General features: G+C 46.3%; 21 protein-coding genes. 13 read left to right on the top strand and 8 right to left on the bottom strand.

Annotated features, from left to right (window positions below):
- The first annotated feature begins 17 nt into the window (after positions 1-17).
- Genes NYE36_RS19175 through NYE36_RS19165 form a run of 3 tightly spaced genes read left to right on the top strand, consistent with a single transcriptional unit; the run spans position 18 to position 3,826 of the window.
- Complete coding sequence (locus NYE36_RS19175; RefSeq protein ID WP_064115281.1) at positions 18-1,436, top strand: ATP-grasp domain-containing protein; 1,419 nt, start codon at positions 18-20, stop codon at positions 1,434-1,436.
- Entirely contained in the window at positions 1,433-2,614 is a 1,182-nt protein-coding gene (locus tag NYE36_RS19170) for an MFS transporter (protein ID WP_007407671.1), read from the top strand. Before NYE36_RS19175 ends, NYE36_RS19170 begins: the two co-directional genes overlap by 4 nt.
- Positions 2,615-2,626: 12 nt before the next feature.
- Positions 2,627-3,826 carry a pyridoxal phosphate-dependent aminotransferase gene (locus NYE36_RS19165; RefSeq protein ID WP_064115282.1) on the top strand — a complete coding sequence of 400 codons (1,200 nt, stop codon included), beginning with the start codon at positions 2,627-2,629 and terminating at the stop codon, positions 3,824-3,826.
- Positions 3,827-3,842: 16 nt separating this feature from the next.
- Here the strand turns inward: NYE36_RS19165 and NYE36_RS19160 are convergent, their stop codons facing one another.
- Both NYE36_RS19160 and hemQ read right to left on the bottom strand, forming a co-directional pair.
- Positions 3,843-4,622: an SDR family oxidoreductase gene (locus NYE36_RS19160; protein ID WP_007407669.1), complete on the bottom strand. Its 780-nt coding sequence runs from the start codon at positions 4,620-4,622 to the stop codon at positions 3,843-3,845.
- Positions 4,623-4,741: 119 nt separating this feature from the next.
- Entirely contained in the window at positions 4,742-5,506 is a 765-nt protein-coding gene (hemQ, locus tag NYE36_RS19155) for a hydrogen peroxide-dependent heme synthase (protein ID WP_003151011.1), read from the bottom strand.
- A gap of 261 nt (positions 5,507-5,767) precedes the next feature.
- Here hemQ and pta point away from each other — a divergent pair, with 261 nt between their 5' ends.
- Complete coding sequence (gene pta / locus NYE36_RS19150) at positions 5,768-6,739, top strand: phosphate acetyltransferase (RefSeq protein ID WP_007407668.1); 972 nt, start codon at positions 5,768-5,770, stop codon at positions 6,737-6,739.
- A gap of 37 nt (positions 6,740-6,776) precedes the next feature.
- Here the strand turns inward: pta and NYE36_RS19145 are convergent, their stop codons facing one another.
- The gene (locus NYE36_RS19145; protein ID WP_265451091.1) at positions 6,777-7,754 is read right to left on the bottom strand and encodes a putative sulfate exporter family transporter; all 978 of its coding nucleotides are present in this window, start codon (positions 7,752-7,754) and stop codon (positions 6,777-6,779) included.
- A 115-nt stretch (positions 7,755-7,869) separates the two neighbouring features.
- Between NYE36_RS19145 and NYE36_RS19140 the strand changes: the two genes are divergently transcribed.
- From NYE36_RS19140 to NYE36_RS19115, 6 genes are all read left to right on the top strand, one after another.
- The gene (locus NYE36_RS19140; RefSeq protein WP_007407666.1) at positions 7,870-8,769 is read left to right on the top strand and encodes a LysR family transcriptional regulator; all 900 of its coding nucleotides are present in this window, start codon (positions 7,870-7,872) and stop codon (positions 8,767-8,769) included.
- A gap of 46 nt (positions 8,770-8,815) precedes the next feature.
- Positions 8,816-9,679 (top strand): biotin/lipoate A/B protein ligase family protein, encoded by an 864-nt coding sequence (locus tag NYE36_RS19135; protein WP_007407665.1) that lies wholly within the window; start codon positions 8,816-8,818, stop codon positions 9,677-9,679.
- A gap of 152 nt (positions 9,680-9,831) precedes the next feature.
- The gene (locus NYE36_RS19130; protein ID WP_003151018.1) at positions 9,832-10,011 is read left to right on the top strand and encodes a hypothetical protein; all 180 of its coding nucleotides are present in this window, start codon (positions 9,832-9,834) and stop codon (positions 10,009-10,011) included.
- Positions 10,012-10,059: 48 nt separating this feature from the next.
- Entirely contained in the window at positions 10,060-10,983 is a 924-nt protein-coding gene (locus tag NYE36_RS19125) for a hypothetical protein (RefSeq protein WP_015240789.1), read from the top strand.
- A complete protein-coding gene (locus NYE36_RS19120; protein WP_025285431.1) occupies positions 10,952-11,749 on the top strand; it encodes a hypothetical protein in 798 nt (265 codons plus the stop codon). Before NYE36_RS19125 ends, NYE36_RS19120 begins: the two co-directional genes overlap by 32 nt.
- Positions 11,740-12,576: a hypothetical protein gene (locus NYE36_RS19115; RefSeq protein ID WP_094032573.1), complete on the top strand. Its 837-nt coding sequence runs from the start codon at positions 11,740-11,742 to the stop codon at positions 12,574-12,576. The genes NYE36_RS19120 and NYE36_RS19115 overlap by 10 nt, the downstream gene beginning before the upstream one ends.
- Here the strand turns inward: NYE36_RS19115 and NYE36_RS19110 are convergent.
- The 5 genes from NYE36_RS19110 to NYE36_RS19090 form a co-directional block, all read right to left on the bottom strand.
- Entirely contained in the window at positions 12,566-13,519 is a 954-nt protein-coding gene (locus tag NYE36_RS19110) for an ABC transporter permease (RefSeq protein WP_094032572.1), read from the bottom strand. The genes NYE36_RS19115 and NYE36_RS19110 overlap by 11 nt on opposite strands.
- Positions 13,516-14,436 (bottom strand): ATP-binding cassette domain-containing protein, encoded by a 921-nt coding sequence (locus tag NYE36_RS19105; protein ID WP_094032571.1) that lies wholly within the window; start codon positions 14,434-14,436, stop codon positions 13,516-13,518. The genes NYE36_RS19110 and NYE36_RS19105 overlap by 4 nt, the downstream gene beginning before the upstream one ends.
- A 97-nt stretch (positions 14,437-14,533) precedes the next feature.
- Positions 14,534-15,088 (bottom strand): DUF1700 domain-containing protein, encoded by a 555-nt coding sequence (locus tag NYE36_RS19100; protein ID WP_094032570.1) that lies wholly within the window; start codon positions 15,086-15,088, stop codon positions 14,534-14,536.
- Positions 15,089-15,403, bottom strand: a complete 315-nt coding sequence (locus tag NYE36_RS19095; protein ID WP_007614461.1) for a PadR family transcriptional regulator — start codon at positions 15,401-15,403, stop codon at positions 15,089-15,091. It lies immediately after the preceding gene.
- A gap of 260 nt (positions 15,404-15,663) precedes the next feature.
- Positions 15,664-16,452 carry an RsfA family transcriptional regulator gene (locus NYE36_RS19090; protein WP_094032569.1) on the bottom strand — a complete coding sequence of 263 codons (789 nt, stop codon included), beginning with the start codon at positions 16,450-16,452 and terminating at the stop codon, positions 15,664-15,666.
- Between the two features lie 202 nt (positions 16,453-16,654).
- On the opposite strand from NYE36_RS19090, the gene NYE36_RS19085 reads away from it, so the two are divergent.
- The 3 genes from NYE36_RS19085 to NYE36_RS19075 all read left to right on the top strand — a co-directional run bounded on the left by NYE36_RS19085 (position 16,655) and on the right by NYE36_RS19075 (position 18,881).
- Positions 16,655-16,879: a DUF1450 domain-containing protein gene (locus NYE36_RS19085; protein ID WP_094032568.1), complete on the top strand. Its 225-nt coding sequence runs from the start codon at positions 16,655-16,657 to the stop codon at positions 16,877-16,879.
- A gap of 160 nt (positions 16,880-17,039) precedes the next feature.
- Positions 17,040-18,341 carry an HD domain-containing protein gene (locus NYE36_RS19080; protein ID WP_003151035.1) on the top strand — a complete coding sequence of 434 codons (1,302 nt, stop codon included), beginning with the start codon at positions 17,040-17,042 and terminating at the stop codon, positions 18,339-18,341.
- Positions 18,342-18,380: 39 nt separating this feature from the next.
- Positions 18,381-18,881, top strand: a complete 501-nt coding sequence (locus tag NYE36_RS19075) for a YwgA family protein (protein ID WP_007407653.1) — start codon at positions 18,381-18,383, stop codon at positions 18,879-18,881.
- Positions 18,882-18,932: the final 51 nt, after the last annotated feature.

Below are 18,932 nucleotides of genomic sequence, written 5' to 3'. Positions count from 1 at the left end.
AGAAGGAGTGTTTACATATGGAGAGAAAAACAGTATTGGTTATCGCTGACCTTGGGGGATGCCCGCCGCATATGTTTTACAAAAGCGCAGCCGAAAAATACAACCTCGTCAGCTTTATTCCGAGACCTTTTGCAATTACAGCCTCTCATGCGGCATTAATTGAAAAATACTCGGTCGCGGTCATAAAAGATAAAGACTATTTTAAGAGTCTGGCTGATTTTGAGCATCCCGATTCGATTTACTGGGCTCATGAAGATCATGACAAACCTGAGGAAGAAGTAGTCGAAGAAATCGTCAAGGTGGCCGGCATGTTCGCGGTTGACGCCATTACGACCAACAATGAACTGTTTATCGCTCCGATGGCAAAAGCGTGTGAACGTCTCGGCCTGCGGGGAGCGGGCGTACAGGCCGCTGAAAATGCCAGAGATAAAAACAAAATGAGAGCCGCCTTCAACCGGGCCGGCGTCAAGTCTATCAAAAACAAACGGGTGACGACGCTGGAAGATTTCCGCGCCGCGCTTCAGGAAATCGGAACGCCGCTCATTCTGAAGCCTACATATCTGGCGAGCTCCATCGGCGTGACGCTCATCAAAGAGAGGGAAACGGCAGAAGCCGAATTTAACAGAGTCAATGAATACCTGAAGTCGATTAACGTACCGAAAGCGGTCACGTTTGAAGCGCCGTTTATCGCGGAAGAATTTTTGCAGGGCGAGTATGACGACTGGTACGAAACAAGCGGTTATTCCGACTATATCAGCATAGAAGGCATCATGGCCGACGGAGAATACTTCCCTGTCGCGATTCATGATAAAACACCGCAAATCGGATTCACGGAGACATCGCATATTACGCCGTCCATCCTGGATGATGACGCGAAGCGGAAAATCGTCGAAGCAGCCAAAAAGGCGAATGAAGGACTCGGCCTCGAAAACTGCGCAACCCATACAGAGATTAAATTAATGAAAAACCGGGAAGCCGGACTGATTGAATCAGCGGCACGATTTGCGGGCTGGAACATGATTCCGAATATTAAAAAGGTCTTCGGCGTCGATATGGCGCAGCTGTTATTGGATGTTCTCTGTTTCGGAAAAGAAGCCGATCTGCCGAAAGGATTATTGGAGCAGGAGCCATGCTATGTTGCCGACTGCCACTTGTATCCTCAGCATTTCAAAGAAAACGGCCAGCTGCCTGAGACGGCTGTCGATTTCGTCATTGAAAGCATTGACATTCCCGACGGCGTCTTAAAGGGAGACACCGAAATCGTTTCTTTCTCGGCGGCCGAGACGGGTACATCCGTGGATCTGCGGCTGTTCGAAGCGTTCAACAGCATTGCGGCGTTCGAGCTGAAAGGAAGCAATTCGGGTGACGTGGCCGAATCAATCAAACAAATTCAGCAGCAGGCGAAGCTGACTGCAAAGTATGCGTTACCGGTATGAAACAGCTGAAACCGAACTCTAAGTATTTGCTTTTCGGGCAGGCGCTTTCGTTTATGGGAGACTATTGCGTTCTCCCGGCTCTGCTCATTTTGTCTACATACTATCACGACTACTGGGTGACGTCCGGCGTCATCGCGGTCCGCAGTATTCCGATGGTGTTTCAGCCGTTTTTAGGCGTGCTCGTGGACCGGCTCGACAGGGTGAAAATCATGCTGTGGACGGATGTGATCAGAGGTGTCATCTTTTTGGGGCTGACATTTCTCCCGAAAGGCGAATATCCGCTGCTTTTTCTGGCGCTGCTGTTTGTTTCTTACGGAAGCGGCGTGTTTTTTAACCCGGCACGTCTCGCGGTCATGTCGTCTTTAGAAGCGGATATTAAAAATATCAACACTTTGTTTGCAAAAGCCACGACGATTTCGATTATTGTCGGCGCTGCAGCCGGCGGACTTTTTCTGTTAGGCGGTTCTGTGGAGCTTGCCGTCGCGTTTAACGGGGTGACCTATCTTGTCTCCGCGTTTTTCATCAGCCGCATTAAGCTTCAATACGTGCCGATTCAGTCAGAAAACGTGAGAGAAGCTTTTCAGTCGTTTAAAGAAGGCCTGAAGGAAATCAAAACAAATGCTTTTGTGTTAAACGCCATGTTCACGATGATTACGATGGCGCTTTTGTGGGGTGTCGTCTACAGCTATTTCCCGATTGTCAGCCGCTTTTTAGGGGACGGTGAAATCGGCAATTTCATCCTGACGTTCTGTATCGGCTTCGGCGGCTTTATCGGCGCCGCTCTTGTCAGCAAATGGGGCTTTAACAACAATAAAGGGCTGATGTATTTTACAGTGTTATCGATCGTCTCGCTTGCGCTGTTTTTGTTTACCCCGATTTTCGCCGTGTCAGTCATTGCCGCCATTCTTTTCTTTATCGCAATGGAATACGGTGAAGTGCTGGCGAAGGTCAAAGTTCAGGAGAACGCGGCGAACCAGATTCAGGGCCGGATTTTTTCGGTGGCGGAGGCCTCCATCGGATTGTGCATCGCCGTCGGTTCCATGCTGATCAACATTGTAGACGCGGCAGTCATCATGGCGTTTATCGTCCTTTTGGTCAGCGGGCTGTTTCTGCATACAAAACTGGTCAATAAATCCTTTTCAGAACGGAATAACGAATCAGAGCAAATTCATTTATAAGGAGCCTTTCAGATGGAAATCATACCGTCCGACGTCATCAAGACACTTCCGAAACAGGAATTTTCGCTCGTTTTTCAAAAGGTAAAAGAGATGGAGAAAACGGGAGCCCAGATCATTAACCTCGGGCAGGGGAATCCCGATCTCCCCACACCGCCGCATATCGTTGAAACATTGCGGGAGGCTGCGCTGAATCCTTCGTATCACGGATACGGCCCGTTCAGAGGCTATCCGTTTCTGAAAGAAGCCATCGCGGAATTTTATGAGAGAGAGTACGGGGTATCGGTCAATCCGGAGACAGAAGTCGCGCTGTTCGGCGGAGGGAAAGCTGGTTTGTACGTTTTGACGCAATGCCTGCTGAATCCCGGCGATATCGCCTTAGTCCCGAATCCCGGCTACCCTGAGTATTTATCGGGAATTACAATGGCCAGAGCGGAGCTGCATGAGATGCCGCTTCATCCGGAAAACGGCTATCTGCCGGATTTTGAGCGGATTGATCCCGCCGTCCTGAAAAAAGCCAAGCTGATGTTTTTGAATTACCCGAATAACCCGACGGGCGCGACTGCGGATCAGGCGTTTTATGAAAAAGCGGCAGCGTTTGCAAAAAAACATGACATCCACCTTATTCACGATTTTGCATACGGCGCGTTCGAATTTGATCAGAACCCGGCCAGCTTTCTTCAGGCGAAAGAAGCGAAAACGGTCGGCGCGGAGCTTTATTCATTTTCGAAAACCTTCAATATGGCAGGCTGGAGAATGGCATTTGCCGTGGGGAATGAGAAAATCATTCAGGCGGTCAATGAGTTTCAGGATCACGTCTTCGTCGGCATGTTCGGCGGTCTTCAGCAGGCGGCAGCGGCGGCGCTGTCAGGAAATCCTGAGCATACGGAGCGTCTGAAGCGCACATATAAAGAACGGATTGACTTTTTCACGGCGTTATGTGAAAAGGAATTAGGCTGGAGCATTGAAAAACCGAAAGGGACTTTTTATGTATGGGCTGAAATTCCGAATGAATTCGAGTATTCACACCAGTTTTCGGACTATCTGCTGGAGCATGCCCATGTTGTCGTGACGCCCGGCGAGATTTTCGGCAGCGGCGGAAAGCGTTATGTCAGAATATCAATGGTGGCAAAACAGGGTGATTTAAGGGAATTCGTGCTGCGGATTCAAAAGCTCGGTTTGTCCTTTCCTTCATTACAAGAAACATCCCGCTGAGAGCGGGATGTTTTTATTATATGCTTTTCATGCTGCCGCCGTCGGCTGATACTTGCTGTCCGGTAATATAGGAGGCTTCTTCAGAGGCAAGAAAGGCAGCCAGCGCCGCGGTTTCTTCCGCAGTTCCGACACGCTTCATCGGGACGCCTGAGGCAATCCGTTCTTCCGCTTCCGCTTTAGAAATGCCGTTTTGCTTCATGACATTCTTCACGAATTGGTGATAACGGTCTGTGGCGATAAACCCGGGATTCAGACAGTTGACAGTAATGTGAAAAGGCGCAAGCTGAATGGCGATGTTTTTGCTGGCATTAATTAAAGCGGCGTTCATCATGCTGTTGGTAAACATATTGGCGCCGGGTTCTTTCCATAGGTTTCCGACGATATTAATGATTCTGCCGAATTCGTGCTGTTTCATGATTGCTGCGGCCGTTTTCATAGAGTCGATATAGGCGATCGTTTTATTCGTAAAGGTATTTGTCATATCCTCTATATCGCAGTTTTCAAAGGTATCCGGCGAGCCGCCCGGAATGTTGTTGATCAATACATCAAGCCGTCCGCATTGTGATCTGATCTCTTCAAAAATGCCGGCTCTTGTTTTCTGGTCCGACATATCCCCGGCCAGAACGGTGACGCCCGCATCCGGATGTTTGGCGAGGATCTCTTCTTTTACCGATTCGATATTTTCGGGAACTCGTGAATTAATGACGGTATGAAAGCCATTGTCCGCCAGTTTCAGAGCGATCGCTTTGCCGATCCCCTGACTGGCTCCCATAATAAATGCGGTCCGTTTTGACAACTGTCTGCACCCCTTTACCAAAATGGAATCTCCTTTACATCGTAAAAAAAAATGATAAAAATAGCAAATTTTAATTAAATTCTGACAAAGAAAAAACCCGCCGGACAGGCGGGTGGTTATTACACGTGCAAAAACTTCGGAAGCGTGTCGAGAGACAAGCGGTTTCCGACAAAAAATGAACCGAATTCGCCGTAGCGCGCGCTGACTTCATCAAAGCGCATTTCGTAAACAAGTTTTTTGAACTGAAGCACATCATCGCTGAAGAGCGTGACGCCCCATTCGTAATCGTCAAAACCGACAGATCCCGTGATAATCTGTTTGACTTTGCCGGCATAGCTCCGTCCGATCAAGCCGTGGCTTCTCATCAGGTTTCTGCGTTCATCCATAGAAAGCATGTACCAGTTGTCATTGCCGCTTCTTCTTTTATCCATCGGATAGAAGCAGACGTATTTCGCTTCCGGCAGCTCAGGATACAGGCGGGCGCGGACATGCGGATTTTCATACGGATCGCCTTCTCCGCTTGCGAGGTAGTTGCTCAGCTCAACCACGGACACGTAAGAATAAGCCGGGATTGTAAATTCAGCAAGCTTTGATTTGTTAAATTCAAGCTCGATTTCGTTCAGCTCTTCCATTGTCGGGCGAAGAATCATCAGCATAAAATCAGCTTTCTGTCCGACGATGCTGTAGATCGTTTGCGAGCCTTTGCCTTCTTTTTGGGCGACGCCCCATTTTTCAAGCAGTCCCGTAAATTCGTGAATAATCGACAGGCGCTCATCGCTGGATAACATCTTCCATGACGTCCAGTCCATTGTGCGGAAATCGTGAAGCGCGTACCAGCCGTCAAGCGTTTGGGCGGCTTCGTTCGTTTTTTGCTGCTCACTCATGTATCTTCACTCCTATATCTTTTCATTACATTGATGCTCTCACTATATCACAGTTTAACCGTTTCGGCTGTGGAGAAACCTTGAATAATCCGAAGCCTTGTGTCAGAAACTATGCCGTGAACAAACGGTCAATTAAATTAGTTAGAAAAATAAGATTTCTTTTTGAAAGCGCTATAATAGAAGTTGGTTATTTGAATTTAGCTGGAAGAAGAGTATGCTGTAAAAGTAAGCGTTTTTTGTCAACATAGAGGAGGGTATATCGTGGCAGATTTATTTACAAAAGTACAAGAAAAAGTCGCAGGAAAAGATGTGAAAATCGTATTTCCTGAAGGGTTGGACGAACGTATCCTGGTTGCGGTCAACAACTTGGCGGGCAACAAGGTATTAAAGCCGATCGTAGTCGGCAATAAAGAAGACATTCAAGCAAAAGCGAAAGAATTAAATCTTACGCTTGACGGCGTGGACATTTTTGACCCGCATACATATGAAGGCATGGAAGAACTCGTTCAGGCTTTCGTAGAACGCCGCAAAGGCAAAGCGACGGAAGAACAGGCCCGCAAAGCTTTGCTGGACGAAAACTATTTCGGCACAATGCTTGTGTACAAAGGTCTCGCAGACGGACTTGTCAGCGGAGCTGCACATTCTACTGCTGATACGGTGCGCCCTGCACTGCAAATCATCAAAACAAAAGAAGGCGTGAAAAAAACATCAGGCGTCTTCATCATGGCCCGCGGTGACGAGCAGTATGTGTTCGCTGATTGCGCGATCAACATTTCTCCTGACAGCCAGGACCTTGCCGAAATCGCCATTGAAAGCGCCAATACGGCTCAAATGTTTGACATTGACCCGCGCGTTGCCATGCTCAGCTTCTCTACAAAAGGATCGGCGAAATCAGACGAGACGGACAAAGTGGCTGAAGCCGTGAAAATTGCGAAGGAAAAAGCGCCTGAGCTTACGCTTGACGGCGAATTCCAATTCGACGCTGCATTTGTGCCGTCTGTCGCGGAGAAAAAAGCGCCGGACTCCGACATTAAAGGAGACGCGAATGTATTTGTATTCCCAAGCCTTGAAGCAGGAAACATCGGCTACAAAATCGCTCAGCGCTTAGGCGGCTTTGAAGCGGTCGGACCGATTCTGCAAGGATTAAATATGCCTGTAAACGATCTTTCCAGAGGATGTAATGCGGAAGACGTCTACAATCTTGCGTTAATTACGGCTGCTCAAGCGCTGTAATCCGCAAAAGCCGGCCTTTACGAGGGCCGGCATTTTTTTATAGAAAGAACGTCACTGCGGCCCAGCCGAACAGGGACAAACAGAGAGAACCGATCAAGCCTGCTGCGAGCGCCCGCCAGCCGTTATGACGAAACGCCGATATATGGACTTTCAAACCGAGACCCGCCATCGCCATGCCGATGAAAACATAAGACACTTGAACAAGAAACGCGGAAAACGAGGCTGAAATAACGCCTGATGTATGGATGGCGCTCATTCCGAGAAATCCGAAGATAAACCAAGGGATGGGGAGCGAAGCGGCAGAAGCCGTCTTTGACTTTCCGCTGCGGCGCGCCCGCATTCCGAGCATGAATGCGGCCGGGACGAGCAGCGCGACCCGGGTCAGTTTGACGATCACCGCCATCTCGACGGCTGCTTTTCCTCCGGCGCTGCCGGCCGCCGCCGCATGCGCCACCTCGTGAAGCGTTGCCCCGCAAAAGGCTCCGTAAGCCGCAGGAGAAAAGCCCAATCCATGATAAGCAAGAGAATATACAACAGTAAAAACGGTTCCTAATAACGAAACGGCGGCCGCGCTGATGGCGGTTGCATTTTCATTTGATCTGATCTGCGGCGCGATCGCGGCAATGGCAGCCGCTCCGCAGATCGCTGTGCCGCAGGCTGTCAGCGTGCTGAGTGTCTGATCTATACGGAACAGCCGGGACAGTCCGTATACAACGGCACCCGCAAACATCATACAGCAGACGGCAATTGCAAATACGTGCCAGCCCGCATGATAGATATCCGCCAGATTCAGTCTCATGCCAAGCAGGATGATGCCTGCTTTCAGCAAGTATTTGCTTGAGAACGCGATCCCCGGCTCTAATGCCGCCCGCTGTCCGAATACGGCGCGCCAGAGCATGCCGATCAGCATTGCAAGGACAAGCATTCCGAACATATGCAAAAACGGCAGGCGGCTGACATAGAAAGCCGCAAACGCAATTCCTGCGGTAACTGAAACACCTTTTACCATCTTCATCTCAGTCACTTCCCATTATCTTGATAACTCCACTTTACTGCGGTCTTAATCATTAGTAAAATATATTTATATGATCTAAACGATTAGGAAAAATAATGATTAGGGGCGATGCTTTTTGTATTATGGGGAACTGAAAACATTCATTGCCGTCGTGGAAGAAAAAAACTTTACAAAGGCGGCGCAGAAGCTGATGATTTCTCAGCCGAGCGTCAGCCTTCACATTAAAAACCTGGAGAAAGAATTTCAAACCGCCTTGCTGAACCGCTCTCCGAAGCACTTTACGACTACGCCGACGGGGGACATTCTCTATCAGCGCGCCAAGCAGATGGTCTTTTTGTACGAACAGGCGAAATCCGAAATTTACGCCCATCATCATTATGTCAAAGGGAAGCTCAAAATCGCCGCGAGCTTTACCATCGGCGAATATATTCTGCCGCCGCTTCTCGCAAAGCTTCATAACGAGTATCCCGAGCTGAACCTGGACGTCATGATCGGAAACACGGAGGAGGTCAGCGAAGCGGTTCGGATGCTTCAAGCCGATATCGGATTAATTGAAGGGCATACGGGGAAAAACGAGCTGGACATTCAGCCGTTTATGGAGGATGAATTGTGCATTGCCGCACCGAACGGACACCCGCTCGCCGGCAGAAAAAACATCCCGGCTGCAGAATTGCAAAATCAAGCGTGGGTGACGAGGGAGAAGGGTTCGGGAACGAGGGAATATTTAGACCATGTCCTTCAATCAAACGGACTGCGGCCGAAATCCATGATGACGATCAGCAGCAACCAGGGCGTCAAAGAAGCCGTGATCAGCGGAATGGGTCTTTCCGTTCTGTCAAAAAGCGTGCTGCAAAAGGATCTGCTTCACGGCAGCATTTCCGTGCTTGAGATAAAAGGATTCTCCTTAAAACGGAAACTGTCTATCATCCAATCTTCCATTATGGAGAACACAAAAAACAAAGAAATCTTCATCGCTCTTTTGAAAAGCCAATTTCAATCATCACAAGCGGAGTGATATAATAAATGCATGGAAAGCCTATGACGAAAGGGATTTAATATAGATGGGAAAGCAACCGATTGATTTACTGATGCAGCCGAGCTGGAGAATCATTGACCAATCCAGCCTCGGCCCTTATTTTGATGCGAAGCAGTCATTCGCAATGGATGATACGCTGTGCGCCTCCGTAGGCAAAGGGGAATCGCCTGCGACGGCACGCTCTTGGGTGCACCACCGGACGATCGTGCTCGGCATTCAGGACACGCGCCTGCCGTTTTTAGAGGACGGCGTGAAATTGCTGGAGGACGAAGGCTACCGTGTCATTGTCCGCAATTCCGGAGGCCTCGCCGTCGTACTGGACGAAGGCGTATTGAATATCTCGCTTATTTTTGAAGACGAGAAAAAAGGCATCGACATCGACAGAGGCTACGAGGCGATGACAGAACTGGTGCGGAGGATGCTGCGTCCGCACCATGCCGAAATTGAAGCATATGAAATTAAAGGATCGTACTGTCCGGGCAGCTATGATCTCAGCATCGGCGGCCGAAAATTCGCGGGAATCTCACAAAGACGCCTGCGGGGCGGAACCGCGGTTCAGATTTACCTCTGCGCCGATAAAAGCGGAAGCGAACGCGCCGATCTGATCAGACGTTTCTATCAAGCCGCTTTAAAAGACAAAAGCAACGATACAAAAGGCGTATATCCCGATATCCGGCCCGAAACGATGGCTTCATTAAGCGAATTGCTGCAAACGGACATTACCGTGCAGGACTTAATGCTGGCGCTTTTGACTGAACTGAAGGAACTCAGCGGACGCCTGTATGCAGCCGGATTATCGCCGGAAGAGGAAATGGTATTTGAAAAAAATCTGACCCGAATGCTGGAACGGAATGAGAAGGTGTTCGGCACGCAGGAAAGCTTGGACTAAGTCCGGGCTTTTTTTGTTTTTGGTAATTATATACTATTTAGTTATAGTGAAAAAGAATCGTTATATCAAAACTAGTTTACATTATATACCTTATTTGATTAATATATTTATGTAGGTTCCAAATAATTCTATAAACTGAAGGAGATGGAGATATGAACTTTAAAAAAATAAAAGAAGAAAAAAGAATCACGATCCCGACACATTTGTTAGCCGGAGATGCGGAACAATCAGGCAATTCTTTCGCTTGGAGCGGCTGGGTGCTTGTAGTGCCGAGCCAAGAAGACAATCAAAACCCGAATTTGAATTTCTCTGATTTAGCCGCTCAAAAGTAGGATAATCACTGTTTGGAGCCTACACATCTGAGACGAGGCGGTGAGAGTGTGACACAAGAGTATATAAGAGAAATTAAGCGGGGAGCACTGTCATGGATTGTTAAAAATATCCATTATTTTGATATGAATCATAAAGTAGCAAATGATTTCAGGTGGCGCCTTAAAACATTTATAGAACTCATTTTTCTTACCAATTACCTGATCAGAAATCAGGCAGATGATAAGGAAGTTGCTGTTTTAACGGAGTTTATTACAGAAAGGCTCCGTAATGATCAGCTTGAAGAATTTATTCATTTTGATCCGGACGGTCTCGCCGGATTGGCTATTGCGGGTGAATTTCTTACCTTGACTGATCACCCGTCACGGGCTTCGGTGATATGGGAGCTGGAAAAATTCACGGCAGCGCGTTTTGATTGCAGCCTTGCTAAAGTTCCCTTTCGGAAAATGGATCTGAAGTACAGTCTGCAAAGAGCAGGCGTAACCTCAGAAATAACGGATTTTTCTGACTTATATCACTACACAGCAGCTGGTCAGGATATCCCAAATACATATATGACGGATCATGATGCGTACAGCATCACTCATACGATTTTTTATATAACAGACATGGGATGTTCTTCGCTTACGGATAAAGAGTATCATCTGCCGTCCTTAAAAGAAAAGGTCCTGAAATTTCTCGGGATCTATATCTGTCTTGAGAATTTAGATATTACCAGTGAATTATTGATGTGCAGCTCTTTTTTACATATCAACATGGATAAGGACAACCATAAACCGCTCTATGAAGCAGCCTGGAATAAAATCTATCAGGGCCGAATGAAAGAGGGGAATGTCCCGAGCATCACCTATCAACATAAACCCGGTTTGACAGGTGAACAGCGAAGAGAAGATGTGTTCAAACATTGCTATCATACAACACTTGTCGCCGCTGGTGCCGCGCATGCCTGTCTTAGAGCAGAAAGGAACGATTAACTTGAATAGATTAGCTGAAGAGACAGATCAATTTTTATTATCTTTTGCTGAACAATCGCTTCCGGATCAAAAGAGCATTCAGCTGTTTGCCGGCTTCTGCAAGTACTACAGGAAGACGAGCCATTCTTCCGCTGTAAAAGAACATACTGAAAGGATTGCCTCCGCTTTCGTTGATAAGTCATGCTGGGAAGATCTGTTTCACTGTAACACGGCCATTGTCAATGAGTTGATTCATATCTATTTAACGGCAAAAGCTTATAAAAAGAAGCAGGGAATGGATTCGGATGATCAGGTCATACGTCACGGATTGCAAAACGGCTATCTTATAAAAAAAGAATGGCCTTATTTTAAATACGCCGAATTTGTCGGTTTGCTGAGCGAGCTGGGAATGTCAACTGACCATGAAAAAGTGCGCTTTTACAAGAATTCGATGTTTCAGCCTTTGCTCCATGACGCATGGAAAAGAACAGCTGAAAACGAGCTGGAGTTTGTCGAGTACTGTCTTCTTCATTTGAATGAGGGAGAGCATCTGCTTCATCCCGGCTTGAAGGTGTCCATTCAAAAATGGCTTGTATTTTGTCTCGGCAGCCGAAAAATGAAACAGCTGTGCAATATGTTATTTATCCAATCGTGTATCGATCCATTTTTTTATGGCTGTCAAGCGGCTCTTCATCAAATAAATAACGAGAATCCATCCATTCATTGTGCTCCGGCTCTTCTGCCGGCGATTGAGATTCTGAATCTGGAGTGTGGAACATGCAGATAGTCAAGGAACATTTTAATATAAAAAAAACAGAAGAATGGCTGCTGGGTTTTTGGAAGAACATTCAGCTGCAGCCGGAAGAAATGGAAGCAGATGATCTCATGCACCTGTTTTGCGGTTTAGCGGCATGTCATCATTTTGAAAGCAGAAAGGATACAGAAGAAGTTATTCTATTCCTAGACCGTTATTTCGGAGAAAAAACACACGAATGCCATCCGGTCCTGTTCGCGTATGCGTATCATGTGTACCGCAGGATAGATGCCGCAAAAAGCATCTTTTTTCATAACGGACTTGAACAAATGGCCCGCGGTTTACAAGAGGAACTGAAATCAGAGCCCTCCTCTATGATCCTCATGGTGTTAGGGTCTTATTTTGGGGCGGTGACTCCGGAAGAACTGATCGTGTTCTTAGAAACCGGGATGAAACGTGAGGCCGATTTGCTCATGGCACCGGGCGGCATGCAGGAAGAACAGGCGGATGCCCTTTATGCCGTCACTTATTTGCAAATGAATGAATTGCAGCCTTTTCTCACGGAATGGTACAAAACATCAGACTTTGCTTTTTCAGGTTTAATGTTAGCCGAGTGCAGAAAGTATCACATTGACGCCGTTGCAAAATACACAGCCATTATGAAATTTCTCCAATTCGATGAGGCGCTTTTTATACGGGAAGGGCGGGAATTTCTACGCTTTCAGCAGCGAAGCAGCGGGAGCTTCGGTTATTTGAATCCGTTAGCGATGGACCAAGGGGCGGTCAGCGGCAAATTGCTGGACCGGCAGTATTTCCTGCCGTCCGCTCATTATGCCGCCGCCTCTCTGTCTATGCTGTAATGTCTCTCTTTTGAAAGACGGAAAAAGAAATCAATAAACATATAAGAAAGTAGATCGCTATAACCGTCATGGAATAGGGGATGTTTAACGTTGAAATCGCATCACCCGCACTTTTATTTACATAAGCAACGAGATTTAAATGCGGAAAGAGCGTAAATTTATACCACGTAAATTGGGCAAGCAAATCAGTTCCGCCCAATATACTGCCGGCAAACAGCAGTAAAATGGATAAGCAAAGGGAGAGCGCCTGGCTTTTGCACAATACTGACAAAGTGAACGCAATGGTGACAATGCTTATAATTGATATGAAACGAAAAAGCAGAATGATTCCGGATGCTTTGATTGAACTGATGGTATACAGACTGTCATTTAAATGAGTATAGACGAGCGGATATGAAGCATTGGAAAAACCGAATAACACGCCGCCGATCAGCAAACAGCTCACACAGTAAAATAAGTAAATCATACCGGTAAACAGAAGGGAGGCCAGAAATTTCGATGTTAAAATCCGCCATCTTCGGTTCGGGCTTGTAGCGATAAACTTAATCGTTCCAAGGGCAAACTCTTTAGAAACAATCCCGCTGACGGTTAAAATCGCGGTTAAGCTTACGAAAATCTCAAGCCCGTTTGAAGTAACCGTGCCGAAAAACCTCCAGCCGTTCCATTCATAAGGGTTGATGTTATGCTCCAAATAATAGTCTTTATTCTTAACATCAGCAGAATAATAAACGCCTGTCGTTTCAGCGGGTTTATCAATTTCTTCCTGTTTTTTTTCGGCGAGAAGCCGTTCTTTCCAATTGTTATCCGAGGAAGCATCTAACTCATGATTCATAATAAGGCCGGCTAGCAAAACGATGAGAAACAGGAAAAAAAGAGATAAAAGTGTGCCTTTTTTTCGGGTTATTTTTATGAATTCGTTCTGCGCCAGATGAAATATGCTCATACCGCGTCCTCCTGATCTGTAATCATCATGTATTTCTCTTCCAATGACAAAGTTCTTGCAGAAACGCGGGAAATCAGAATCTCTTTCTCTGCCAAAGATTTAATGACATACGGGATGGTATCTTCTTCCGCTTCCAATTCAATGATGCGGCTGTCTTTTTGCTGTACTTGAAGAATACCGTCCTGCTCTAATATTTCTTTCGCCCTTGCCGGATGATCGACCGTGACGGTAAACAGTTTTTTCTGACCAAGGTCATGTCTGTTCTTCATGTCTTCAATTCCTAAAATCCGTCCCTTTTTAATATAGGCAACCCTATCGCAAATCTCCTCCATTTCCGACAATAAATGGCTTGATAATAAAATGGAAACCCCTTGCTTCGCTAAATCGGAAAGAATGGTGCGCAATTCTTTCATTCCTTTAGGATCGAGGCCGTTCATCGGTTCATCAAGAATTAATAATCCGGGATTGTGAAGAAGAGAATAAGCGAGCCCCAAGCGCTGTTTCATACCTAATGAGAAATGTTTCACTTTTTTGCGGGCAGCCTGCTCCAATCCGACTTTTGTAAGAGTATTCATAAGCTCATCCGTTCGCAGCGAGGTGCTGCGCAGTTTAGTAAAATATTTTAGGTTTTGCAAAGCGGTCATATTCGGATACATATCCGGGCCTTCAATGATAACCCCGATATGTCTCATAAAATATTCAAAGTCGCTGTCCGGTCTGCCTCTGAATGAAATGGCTCCTTCTGTTTTTTTAATAAGCTGTACGATCATTCTGAAAATAGTGGTTTTTCCTGAGCCGTTCGGCCCTAAAAGGCCGAATATCTCACCTTTTCTCACATCGAAAGAAATTGACTGTACAATAGGGGTATGATTGATTGTTTTAGAGACATCTTTTAATATCAGGGCTGGTTCAGTCATGATTTTTGCACACCTTCCTTATGATTTAGGGTAAAAGCCGTCAAAACCGAAGAACATGCTTCCGATCAGGCCGGCAACGATTAAAATGAGAGCAATGCTATACCACATTTTTCGATTCAATGGTTTCCCTCCTTACAACGCTGACATTCCATTTGAAATAGCGCAAAAAGATGCGGAATATCAGTTTCGAAAGATCAAATCCGGCCATAAACACCGCCATACCCGCTCCAAGAACCATACATCCGTTAAAAATGGCTGTTACAATCGGCACTTTTACAAGGAGAAAGAATGATCCGGTCATCAGCATCAGGCCGATCGCCATCAAACTTAACACCGCAACAGAGGCAAAAAGAAACGGTGTCAGCATAAACATGAAGTTGAACATGCCCATCCCCAGCATCAGGCCGAATGCTTTGAAAAAGGAGCTCCATGTTTTCTGCTCCTCGGCATCACTGATGAAAATATCCGCTTTTAAGGCGCGCGCAAGTGTTTTGGGGTTTCCTAAATTGCCCGCGATTTGTTCATCGCTTTTTCCTTCAGCGCTGCCCATTTGGAATATTTCGCCGATATCGGCCAGTATCTCTTTTTGTTCAAGTTCCGGCAGATCTTTTATTTCCCGCCGGAGATGTTTTAAATATTGGTCTTTACACATTCATTTTCCCTCCTTAATGATGCTGTTCACTTTTTCGGACAGATCAAGCCATTCCGATTTTAATGTTTGATGATAAAAGGCGCCTTCTTCTGTTACTTTGTAATATTTGCGTGACGGGCCTTGATCGGAAGCTGCTGTATACGTTTTTAGGTAGTTATTTTTTGTGAGTCTTCGTAATATGGGGTAGATGGTGCCCTCCGATACAGGGAACGTTTCACTTATGATCTTGATTAATTCATAACCATATAAATCTTCATAAAGAAGCAGGGACAACACACAAAGTTCCAATGCTCCTTTTCGTAATTGGCTACTCATTTACTATCATTCCCATCATATCTAATAATTGTATTCTCTATACAGTGTATTGCACAGTAGCTAATCGATCAATAATTCCCAAGAACCATTTGGGATGAGGAATTGAATCTTTATGCTTATGTGCGGGCGGGGACCGAGATGCGCACCCCTTGCGGGAAGAAGGCCTCCTGAACAATGTTTACATTAATATAGATCAGGATGCGCGTCATTGACAAATGGCAAAAACCCCTTTTTCCATGACAAGGAAAGGGGTTTTTTCGTTATTCGGCCATTTTTTCTAAATTGCCGTTCCGGTCCATTTTAAAGGACGGAGAGGCATGTTCGTCGTCTTCAAATAAAACTAGTTTTCTGGCTCTGTTCATAATTTTCACCAAGGTTTCGTAGTCTTCCTGAATGGTTTTTTGATCTTTTTCAAGCTTTTCGACGGCCGCTTCCAGCTGCTCGGTTTTAGACTGAAGTTCTTGGTTTTCCCGTTTTAAACGGTCATTTTCCATTTGCAGGGCGGAAGTTTGCTTTCCGCTGCCTTCATAGCTCTGCAGAAATTGAATGACATCTGCCATTGTGAGCTCCGCCATTGTGAGCTCCGCCTTTTGGCTCGGCTGCTGAGGCGCCAGCAAATGTGATAAACTAGCTAACTCTTCCTTGAAGCTTTCATCGACATAAGGCATATGTTCGCCGGACATGACGGCTTGCCGATCCTCTTTTGGCGCTTCCGTTTGAACCGTCTCTTCGGCTGCGGTTTCCTGCATGATATCCGCATCCGGTGCAGGCGGCTGATATAATAGTTTCTTCTTGGCCGGCTGGCCGTTTCCGAGCGCGCGCATCCGCTGTTTCCGCTGTTTTTTGGCGAGCTGAAGCGCTTTTTCGTATTGATGGCGGACAACGGCATTCCATCTGAAACCGCACGCTGCCGACGTTCTGTTTAATTTATCGCCTACCTCTTCAAAGGCGTTCAGCTGCGTGCTTCCTTCCCGAACGTGACGGAGCACGGTTTCCGCGAGCAGCAGGTCGTTTTCCTCCGACCAGGCGTCCTGTCTTTGTTTTGTCAATGTTCTCAACCCCCAATATCTTTGATGGTATTAGAATGTCCAGATTGGAAAATATTTATACAAATTGGCTGAAAGAATGAGAGATACGCAGAGCCTTGCAGGATAAGATGAATCCTTGTACAATGAAATGTGATGTGATTTTTTTCGTTTTTAAAATTAAGATTTAACATAGAGGAACATTGAATGAAGGGAAGCGTACATCATGACTAATGAATTCCGAGTGTGTGATGATTGCCAGGCCACCAATATTAAGACTTTGCTGCCGCGTTTGAAAGAAGCTGACCCGGATGCAAAAGTGGAGGTCGGATGTCAGTCATATTGCGGGCCCGGACGCAAAAAATCGTTTGCTTTCGTAAACAACCGCCCGCTGTCGGCGCCGACTGAGGACGAGCTGATTGAGAAAGTGAAAAAGAAGATCAAAAAGTAAATGTGTATTTTTACGACAGCCTCGCCCGATGGGTCAGGCTTTTTTGCTTCAAAAAATCAATGACGGAAAACTGGAACAAAACGCCGGACAAATTCAAGGATGTTTTCAAATTACAGAGCCGATATAATAGAATCACGGCTAAAAAAAAGAGGGAATGACGATGGCGTATCCAAACGGAAAATTATCAGAAGAAAAAGTGTTTAAAGATCCCGTTCACCGCTATGTTCATGTGCGGGACAAGCTGATCTGGGATTTGATCGGCACCCGTGAATTTCAGCGGCTGCGCCGGATCAAACAGCTCGGTACGACGTATTTGACGTTTCACGGCGCGGAACACAGCCGTTTTAACCATTCTCTCGGCGTCTATGAGATTGTCAGACGAATGGTTGATGATGTTTTTAAAGGGCGTCCTGAATGGGATGACAATGAACGCGAACTCTGTCTCAGCGCCGCGCTTTTGCACGATTTGGGACATGGGCCGTTTTCGCATTCCTTTGAAAAGGTTTTTCATCTGGATCATGAAGACTATACGAGGGAAATTATTCTCGGCGACACCGAGGTGAATCAGGTTCTCAGAAAGGCGGGACCGGGATTTCCGCAGGATGTTGCCGAAGTCATTGCCAAAACATACAAAAACAAACAGGTGGTCAGCCTGATTTCGAGCCAGATTGACGCCGACAGGATGGATTACCTTCAGCGGGACGCATACTATACGGGCGTCAGCTACGGACATTTTGATATGGAACGGATTTTAAGGGTGATGCGTCCGCGAGAGGACCAGATCGTCATTAAGCAAAGCGGCATGCACGCCGTCGAAGACTATATTATGAGCCGCTATCAAATGTACTGGCAGGTGTATTTTCATCCCGTGACGAGAAGCGCTGAAGTCATATTGACGAAAATTCTCCACCGTGCGAAGCAGCTCCATGAAGAAGGGTATATCTTCACTCATGCTCCCGTTCATTTTTATTCCATTTTTGAAGGGAAGCTGACGCTTGCGGATTATCTGAAGCTTGATGAAGCCATCATTTTATATTATTTCCAGGCTTGGGAGGAAGAAGAGGACCCGATTCTGTCCGACTTGTGCCGCCGCTTCATTAACCGCCAGCTGTTTCAATATGCCGAATTTAACCCCAATGAGGAAATGTCGGCTTATTTTGAACTGACCGCTCTGTTTAAAGAGGCGGGAATTGATCCCAATTACTATTTAGTGGTCGATTCTTCATCGGATCTGCCGTATGATTTTTACCGGCCGGGTGAAGAGGAGGAGCGTCTGCCGATTCACCTGTTAACGCAGAACGGCCAGATCAAAGAGCTGTCCAGGCAGTCCGCCATTGTCGAATCCATTTCGGGCAAACGCCGGACGGACCATAAGCTCTACTATCCGATGGACCTCATTTGTGACGATTCAGAAAACCCTGAAGCAAAATTAAAAATCCGGCAGCTGCTGGGACTGACATAGAAGGATTTTGGTAAAGAAGGAAAAGGAGATGTCGGGAATTTGTTGAAAGAACATGCAAAACTGATGAAGGTGTTCTCGGATTCTGGAGAAATCATCGGGCGGAAAAAGCTGCAGAAAATCATTTATATCGCGAAGAAAATGCAGTATCCTTTCTACGAAAAATATGATTTTCATTTTTACGGCCCGTATTCCGAAGAACTGACGCTTCGAATTGAAGAGCTGTGCAATCTTGGGTTTCTGGATGAGGTGAAGGAAAAAAAGGGCGGCTACTTTCAATACCGGTACTCGCTGACGGAGACGGGAGCCGAGTTTTTACATCATGCGGAGCTTACGATGCCGGATATGAAGAAGTACATCGACAGCGTCAACAGCCGCTCATCCCGGTTTTTGGAGCTGGTGTCTACGATTTTGTATTTTGACGGCCTTGAAGCTGAGGAAAAGAAAGAGAAAGTGTTTACGATAAAAAGCAAACAGAAATATACAGATGAAGAATATGATGAGGCGCTTCACTACATAGAAGAGCTGAAACACATTTGTTAAAGGCGATGGATTTCGTCTTTTTTGATGAAAAAACCAGGCCGCGATAAAGCG

Origin of the sequence: Bacillus sp. FSL R5-0593, from assembly GCF_038603755.1 — a bacterium.
In the GTDB taxonomy this organism is placed as follows: Bacteria; Bacillota; Bacilli; order Bacillales; family Bacillaceae; genus Bacillus; species Bacillus velezensis.
This window is presented reverse-complemented; position numbering and strand designations above follow the sequence as displayed.